Origin of the sequence: Vulcanococcus sp. (assembly GCF_044369115.1) — a bacterium.
Taxonomy (GTDB): domain Bacteria; phylum Cyanobacteriota; class Cyanobacteriia; order PCC-6307; family Cyanobiaceae; genus Vulcanococcus.
This window is the reverse complement of the sequence record NZ_JBIPMN010000143.1, coordinates 1-7,134: the sequence shown is the minus strand read 5'-3', so window position 1 is coordinate 7,134 and position 7,134 is coordinate 1. Positions and strand designations below refer to the sequence as shown.

Annotated in this window: 6 protein-coding genes and 1 tRNA gene; 3 read left to right on the top strand and 4 right to left on the bottom strand. The window is 64.6% G+C overall.

What is annotated here, in order from left to right; genetic code table 11:
* The first annotated feature begins 209 nt into the window (after positions 1-209).
* Positions 210-281, top strand: a tRNA-Asn gene (locus ACIQ2E_RS11005).
* Positions 282-597: 316 nt separating this feature from the next.
* The gene (locus ACIQ2E_RS11000; RefSeq protein ID WP_296370386.1) at positions 598-1,368 is read left to right on the top strand and encodes a response regulator transcription factor; all 771 of its coding nucleotides are present in this window, start codon (positions 598-600) and stop codon (positions 1,366-1,368) included.
* On the opposite strand, the gene ACIQ2E_RS10995 is transcribed toward ACIQ2E_RS11000, so the two are convergent.
* Genes ACIQ2E_RS10995 through ACIQ2E_RS10985 form a run of 3 tightly spaced genes read right to left on the bottom strand, consistent with a single transcriptional unit; the run spans position 1,365 to position 5,356 of the window.
* The gene (locus ACIQ2E_RS10995; protein ID WP_398330246.1) at positions 1,365-2,360 is read right to left on the bottom strand and encodes a DNA polymerase III subunit delta'; all 996 of its coding nucleotides are present in this window, start codon (positions 2,358-2,360) and stop codon (positions 1,365-1,367) included. The two genes, ACIQ2E_RS11000 and ACIQ2E_RS10995, sit on opposite strands and share 4 nt — an antisense overlap.
* On the bottom strand, positions 2,353-3,012 hold the full coding sequence (tmk, locus tag ACIQ2E_RS10990; protein ID WP_398330243.1) for a dTMP kinase: 660 nt from the start codon (positions 3,010-3,012) through the stop codon (positions 2,353-2,355). The genes ACIQ2E_RS10995 and tmk overlap by 8 nt, the downstream gene beginning before the upstream one ends.
* Positions 3,005-5,356, bottom strand: coding sequence for a heavy metal translocating P-type ATPase (locus tag ACIQ2E_RS10985; RefSeq protein ID WP_398330240.1), 2,352 nt, complete (start codon positions 5,354-5,356; stop codon positions 3,005-3,007). The genes tmk and ACIQ2E_RS10985 overlap by 8 nt, the downstream gene beginning before the upstream one ends.
* Before the next feature lie 102 nt (positions 5,357-5,458).
* Between ACIQ2E_RS10985 and ACIQ2E_RS10980 the strand changes: the two genes are divergently transcribed.
* The gene (locus ACIQ2E_RS10980; protein WP_296370379.1) at positions 5,459-5,980 is read left to right on the top strand and encodes a photosystem I assembly protein Ycf3; all 522 of its coding nucleotides are present in this window, start codon (positions 5,459-5,461) and stop codon (positions 5,978-5,980) included.
* Positions 5,981-6,022: 42 nt separating this feature from the next.
* Here the strand turns inward: ACIQ2E_RS10980 and ACIQ2E_RS10975 are convergent.
* Positions 6,023-7,134, bottom strand: a 1,112-nt coding sequence (locus ACIQ2E_RS10975) for a tetratricopeptide repeat protein (RefSeq protein ID WP_398330236.1), incomplete at its 5' end; no start/stop codon positions are given.

Below are 7,134 nucleotides of genomic sequence, written 5' to 3'. Positions count from 1 at the left end.
TCCCTGTGTGATCGCCACGAGCAGCCGATCACAGCCCTGTGGATCACCCATCGCCTTGAAGAGCTGCGCTGGTGCGATGGCGCCGCCCTGATGCAACGGGGCTGCGTTGGGCCGTGGCACAGCGGCGAAACGCTGCAGCGACAGCTCGCCCCCCTTGCGGGCGGGAAGGGCTGAGGGGTAAGGTCTTCGAGCGCCCGTAAGGGCCACATTCCTCGGTAGCTCAGCGGTAGAGCGATCGACTGTTAATCGATTGGTCGCAGGTTCGAATCCCGCCCGGGGAGCTTGAAAACCCCAGCCTTCTGGCTGGGGTTTTTTCATGGCATCCGCCGGGACAACCAAGCGCAGCAAGTGCGACGCTGCATCGCATCATTGATCGACAATTTGCAACAGGGCAAACGGAAGAAAACCTGTAAATCTTGTCGCGTTATTCAACTGCACTTGGCGTCAAAACCCAGTGAGAGCAGAGGATCCCAGCTGCACGCAGACCATCAAGCCGAGCCAGAACTTCTGCAGATCCTCAACTCTCTAGAGAGAATGTGAGCAACGAACAGCGGACACACCCCCGCAGCGCCTGCACGCCACGAGCGGAGATCCTCCATGAAGCCCTGCATCCTGCTGATCGAAGACGACAGCGACATGCGCGAGCTGGTGGCCGGCCACCTGGAGCACAGCGGTTTCGACGTGCAGCGCGCTGAAGACGGCATCAAGGGCCAGGCACTCGCTCTGCAGTACACCCCTGATTTGATCCTCCTGGATCTGATGCTGCCCAAGGTGGATGGCCTCACCCTCTGCCAGCGGCTACGGCGCGACGAGCGCACCACAGGCATCCCGATCCTGATGCTCACCGCCTTGGGCAGCACCAAAGACAAGGTGAGTGGCTTCAACTCAGGCGCCGACGACTACCTGGCCAAGCCCTTTGATCTTGAAGAGCTGCTGGTGCGGATCAAGGCACTGCTGCGCCGCAGCGACCGCGCGCCTCTTTCGACCAAACACAACGAAATCCTCAGCTACGGCGCCCTCACCCTGGTGCCTGAGCGCTTCGAGGCGATCTGGTTCGATGAACCGGTGCGCCTCACCCATCTCGAATTCGAGCTGCTCCACTGCCTGCTGCAACGGCATGGCCAGACCGTGGCGCCGTCGCTGATCCTTAAAGAGGTTTGGGGCTACGAGCCCGACGACGACATCGAGACCATCCGGGTGCACGTGCGTCATCTGCGCACCAAGCTCGAGCCCGATCCGCGCAAACCCCGCTTCATCAAAACCGTCTACGGCGCTGGCTACTGCCTGGAACTTCCAAGCGGCAGCCATGAAGAGGAACTCGCCCAGCTCGTGCACAACGCACGCGCCAGTCGCCGCAGTGCTGCCTAGGCGGCCGCAACGCCGCTGAGCTCCAGCAACGCCACCTCCCAGGCCAGCCGCGGCTGCACAAACGAGCGGAGCTGGCGCCGGAGCTGCTCCAAACGCTGCTGCTGAGCTGCGTTGTGGCTCAAACGCCACAGGCGCAGCTGCCACCAATCGAGCAGCCACAGCTGCTGTTCCACCTCCAGCGCTTCGCAGAGATCACGGGCCAGGCTCAAGGCCTCCACCGGGCTGACCGGCCGGGATCGCAGCGCTCCACTGCTGGAGCCGGCTCCCACCAACTCGGCGCAGCGCTGGGTCAAACCTTCCGGCAGAGCCTGCCAGTGCTTGCGCTGGAGAAGCAAGGCGCCTGGGGAACCAGCCGCAAGCTCGACCAGCTCCGGCGGATCGGGGCTACCGGCCTCAAACCCTTGCTCAGCAAGCACCTGCTGCAGCTGCTCTGGCGCCAAACGGGCAAAGGGAATCGCTTGGCAGCGCGAGCGGATCGTGCTGAGCAGGCGATCAGGCGCGGCGGTGAGCAGGATCAGCAGGCCATCTCCAGGCTCCTCGAGGGTTTTGAGCAAAGCGTTGGCCGCAGCTTCGGCCATGGCCTCCACCGCCTCGATCACCACCAGGCAGCGCTCGGCCTCCACAGGCCGGCGACCCAGAAACTGCGACACCGCCCGCACCTGCTCCAGGCGGAGCTGCGGCGGTGCCTTCCGGCTTACGCCAGCTTCCAGGGCCTTGGAGGCCGGCACCAGCTGACCTTTCTCGCTGTAGGTGGGCTCCACCCAGAGCAGATCCGGATGGTTGCCCTCCTGGAGCCGGCGCCGCACGGATACTGAACCACCAGGCCCAGCGATCACACCCTCCAGAAACCGGCGAGCCGCAATGGACCGACCAACGCCATCGGGGCCGCAAAACAGATAGGCCGGAGCCAACCGCTGACGCTCGATTGCCGCCAACAGCAAAGCGGTGGCCTGCTGCTGGCCCACCAATCCAGCGAACAACGCTTCAGCCATCGACGCCGGGGCGATCAGCCCTGCAGCACTGGGTGATGGCCTCCTGCAGGGCTGCGCTCACCTGCTCGGCTGGTTGCGTTCCATCGAGCCGCTGCCAGCCAGGCTGAGCCGCCAGCGCCACAAACCCAGCGCAGACGCGCGCCAGAAACGCTTCACCGCTGGCCTCAATGCGATCAGCTGGGCGATGACCGCGCCGCCGCAGCGACTCTGCCAGTGGCACATCGAGCAGCAGGGTCAGATCCGGCTGCAAGCCACGGCAAGCGATCTGGCCGAGCTGCTCGATCAACGGCAACGACAGGCCGCGGCCGTAGCCCTGGTAGGCGGCGGTGGAGCCGCTGAACCGATCGCTCAACACCCAATGCCCCGCCTCGAGCGCCGGCCGGATGAACTCCTGCACGTGCTGGGCACGATCGGCGGCATAGAGCAGCAGCTCGGCAGTGCTGCAGGGTGCCGCGGCCCCAGGAGGATGCAGCAGCAGTTCACGCAGGGCGCTGCCCAGCTCGGTACCACCGGGCTCACGGGTGACCACCAGCTCGGCGCCCGCGGGCATCAGGCCGCTGCTGGGAAGCCACTGGCGCAGGTGCTGGATCTGGGTGGTCTTGCCGCAGCCATCGATTCCCTCAAGCACCAGAAAACGGCCGCGCTCAGTCATCAGCACCGAGCAGGAGGGCATTCACCACCACGGTGATTGAACTGAGGGCCATCAAGAGGGCTGCCAAAGGAGGAGAAAGCACCACACCGAACCCCGGCAACAGTGCACCGGCGGCAATGGGCAACACCAGGAGGTTGTAGCCGAAGGCCCAGGCGAGGTTCTGGCGCACCTTGGCCATGGTGAGGCGTGCCAGGCGCAGGGCCTGGGGAATGGCGGTGAGGTGATCACCGAGCACCACCAGGTCCGCGGTATCCATCGCGATCTGGGTGCCGGTACCCACCGCGATGCCGAGATCCGCAGCCGCCAGGGCAGGGGCATCGTTGATGCCATCGCCAACCATCGCGACAGGGCCCTTGGCACCACCGTGCTGCAACCGCTCGAGCTTCTGCTGGGGCAGCAGTTCCCAGGCCAATTGCTCAGGGCGCAGCCCCAGGGCCGCACCGAGGCGCGCTACAGGGCCCTGTCGATCACCACTGAGAACGCCCAGCCGCAGGCCCATGGCCTGCAGGTCCGCCAAGGCCTCGGGGGCATCCGGCCGCATCGGATCTTCGATGGCCAGCAGAGCGAGCAACTGCTGCTCGGCGCTGAGGGCCACCACCGTGGCACCACAGGCCTCCTGCTCATCAAGCCAGCGCTGCTGCTGAGGGGCGAAGGCCACACCCGAGGCGGCGATCCAGCCCGGACGGCCCAAGCGGCAGCGGCCGTAGCCCTCGATCTCTCCCTCCAGTCCGTCGCCAGCGATGGTGCGCGGCTGCTGCACCGGGAGCAGGGGGAGCTCGAGCTCCTGGGCCCGCTGCAGGAGGGCGTGAGCCAAAGGATGGCGCGTGTCGGCCTCGAGGCTGGCGGCCAGCTGCACCAGAGCATCGCTGCCAGTGCCGCTGTTGGCTGCCAAGAGGCCGCTGAGGCTGGGCCGGCCGATGCTCAAGGTGCCGGTCTTATCGAAGAACACGGTTTTGAGCGCGGCGGCGGTTTCGATCACGTCGCCACCGCGAAACAGGATGCCGGCCTTGGCGGCGCGGCCGGTGCCCACGGTGATGGCTGCCGGCGTAGCCAGCCCCAACGCACAGGGGCAGGCCACCACCAGCACCGCAATGCTCAGCTGCAAGCCGAGCACGAAGGGGGTTTCTGCAGCCAGCCCCAGGCTCCTGTGAGCGCCATGGGCATGGGCCGCCGGTGCGGCTGCCAGCACTTGAGGCCAGAGCTGGGCGCCCCAGAACCACCAGAACAGCCAGGTGGCGAGTGCCAGCAGCATCACCGCCACGCTGAAACGGCCAGCCACCCGATCGGTGAGCCCCTGAATCGGCCCCTTGCGCGACTGGGCCTGCTCCACCAGAGCAATAATCCGCGCCACGGCGCTGTCGCGCCCCGGGCGCACCACCTCCAGCAGCAATGGAGCCTGCAGGTTCAGGCTGCCGGCTGCCAGCTCGCAGCCCACGCTCACCTGCTGGGGCAACGGTTCACCGGTAAGGCTCGAAACATCCAGGTTGGAGAGGCCCTCCAGCACGCGGCTATCCACGGGCACCCGATCTCCGGGCAACAGCCTCAAGCGATCACCAGGGCGCAGGGCACCCACCCGCACCGGGCGGGTGATCGCCTCGGGCTCCGTGCCCACCACCAGCAAGGCCTCATCGGGCTGCAGCCGCGCCAGCTCCTGCAGGGCGCGGCCGGTGCGGAAGCGGGCACGCTCCTCCAGAAACCGGCCGAGCAGCACGAACCCCAACAGAGTCACCGGCTCGTTGAAGAAGCACTGCCAACCCACCGCCGGCCAGATCAACGCCACCAGGCTGGCGAGGTAGGCGCTGGCCATACCCAGGCCCACCAACGTGTCCATACCAGGGGCACCGGCCAGGGCCGAACGCAAGCCCCGCACCAAAATCGGACGGCCCGGCAAGGCCAGAGCCAAGGTGGCCACCAGGGCGTGAATGCGAATGTCGGCCAGCCAGGGAAGAGGAAGCTGGCCCATCTCTGCCAGGTGCCCCGCTGCCGATAGAAGCAGCAACACCAGAGCCAGCACCAACTGCTGCCAGCGCTGCCACCAGCTCTGCTGCTGAGCCCGCTCCGCTGGCGTGCTCACCTGCTCCTCGCGGCGATGGGCCTGATAGCCCATGGAGAGAAGCGCCTCGATCAGGCCTTCGGCGGGGTCACGGCCTGCCTCCTCCAGCCGGGCCGGATCCAAGCCCACCCAGGCGGTGCGGTTGAGGAGGCTCACGCTGGCCTGGTGCACGCCCGGCTGAGCCAATAAGCGCTGCTCCACAGCTCGCACGCAGCCGCCGCATTTCATGCCCTCCACCTCGAGCAGCAAGGCAGCCACCGGCTGCGGGGCGGATGGAGGGCCGCTACTCAAGGTGCTGGCAGTTGATGGTTCTCAGGCTAGGGAGTGCGAACAGCCCAGGCAGCTAGCGCAGCAGGCAGGTGAGGATGGGCCCACGAAGCTCCCCAGACCGCCGTGCCCCGCTCCCAGCGCAACGACAACTTCATCGACAAGAGCTTCACGGTGATGGCCGACCTGATCCTCAAGGTGCTGCCCACCAACCAGCGCGCCAAGGAGGCCTTCGCTTATTACCGCGATGGCATGAGCGCCCAAGCTGACGGGGAATATGCCGAGGCTCTGGATAACTACGCCGAAGCCCTCAAGCTCGAGGAAGACCCGAACGACCGCGCCTTCATCCTGTACAACATGGCACTGGTGTACGCCAGCAATGGTGAGCACGAGAAAGCACTCGACCAGTACGGCCAGGCCCTCGATCTCAACAGCAAGATGCCGCAGGCCCTCAACAACATGGCGGTGATTCATCACCACCTGGGCTCTCTGGCCGAGGAAAAGGGCGACGCAGATCTGGCGGATCGCCACTTTGATCAGGCTGCCGATCTGTGGACGAAGGCCATCCGTCTGGCCCCCAACAACTACATCGAGGCCCAGAACTGGCTCAAGACCAGCGGCCGCGGCAGCGTCGACGTGTATTTCTGAGGCCGCAGCGGGCCTGAATCAATCAAGACAAGCCGAGTGCGATTAACGGCATTCGTCTCTGATCCAGGCTTTCGCCTCAGCATCCCCCAAAGCCTGCGCGACACCCCAGTCAGCGCAGGCGCCCGAGAGAGAGCCAAGCTGCTGTTTGACAATGCCACGATTACGGTAGGCATCACCGTCCTTCGGGGACAACTGAATCACGCGGTCGTAGTCAACAAGGGCGCCGTTGAGATCACCTAACTGGCGACGAGCCACGGCACGGTTAAAGATGGCCTTGACCGACGCGGGATTAACTCCCAGAACCGCAGTGAAATCAGCCACTGCTTGATCGAAACGGCCGGACCTCAGGAACGCAGTCCCCCGCTGCAGAAGCAGCGCAGCATCTTGAGGCTTCGACATCAACGCCACAGTGAGCTTGTTGACCTTGGGATCCGGAGCTGCTGGCCGAGAAAGAGCAGAGACCAAGCCTGGCGCGACTCGAGGCGCCGAGTGCATGCGAGTAAGGCTCTCGATGTTCAGGTCCACAGACCTGGGCGCTGCGGCCAAAAGCCATTGCTTGGAATCTTGGTCGCCGAGACTCGCGGCTCGATCCCAATCGGACAAAGCACCACTGAGATCACCGATCAGCTCACGCGCTATGCCTCTATTGCGATAAGCATCAGGATCCCGGGGCGCCAAGGCGATTGCACTGTCGTAGTCGCGCAATGCCCCTGACAGATCACCCATCTTGCGACGAATGGCACCCCGATTAACGAATGCGGCAGCGTAATCAGGCTGCAGCTCGAGTACACGGGAATAACCCTGAGCCGCGCCATCTAGATCAGAAATACTGTAAGAGAGATTCGCACGCTGATAGTGAGCAGAAGCGTTAGCAGGATTAGCCGCGATCAGCGAATCAAGTCGCCTAATCTCCTGCTGACGCTTAACAAGCCTATCAACGTCAATCATAAAGTTTGGACCAACTGGCAACTGCCCCAGTGGGCGGCTAGGTGATGACTGCGATCCATCAAAGAATGCAGGCATTTCAATGAGTCGTTCAAGTTTCACAGCAGCAACCTGGATCGCGGGACCCAGCACTTGAGCACGATTGATAAAAACAGGCACGACTCCAGGATCCTGACGAGCCGAGCCACTCACACCCACAGCAGAAACAG

What these genes read in the sequence shown, in the direction of transcription:
- tmk (WP_398330243.1), bottom strand. Translation starts at nt 3,012, where the DNA reads ATGACTGAGCGCGGCCGTTTTCTGGTGCTTGAGGGAATCGATGGCTGC.
- ACIQ2E_RS11000 (WP_296370386.1), top strand. Translation starts at nt 598, where the DNA reads ATGAAGCCCTGCATCCTGCTGATCGAAGACGACAGCGACATGCGCGAG.
- ACIQ2E_RS10995 (WP_398330246.1), bottom strand. Translation starts at nt 2,360, where the DNA reads ATGGCTGAAGCGTTGTTCGCTGGATTGGTGGGCCAGCAGCAGGCCACC.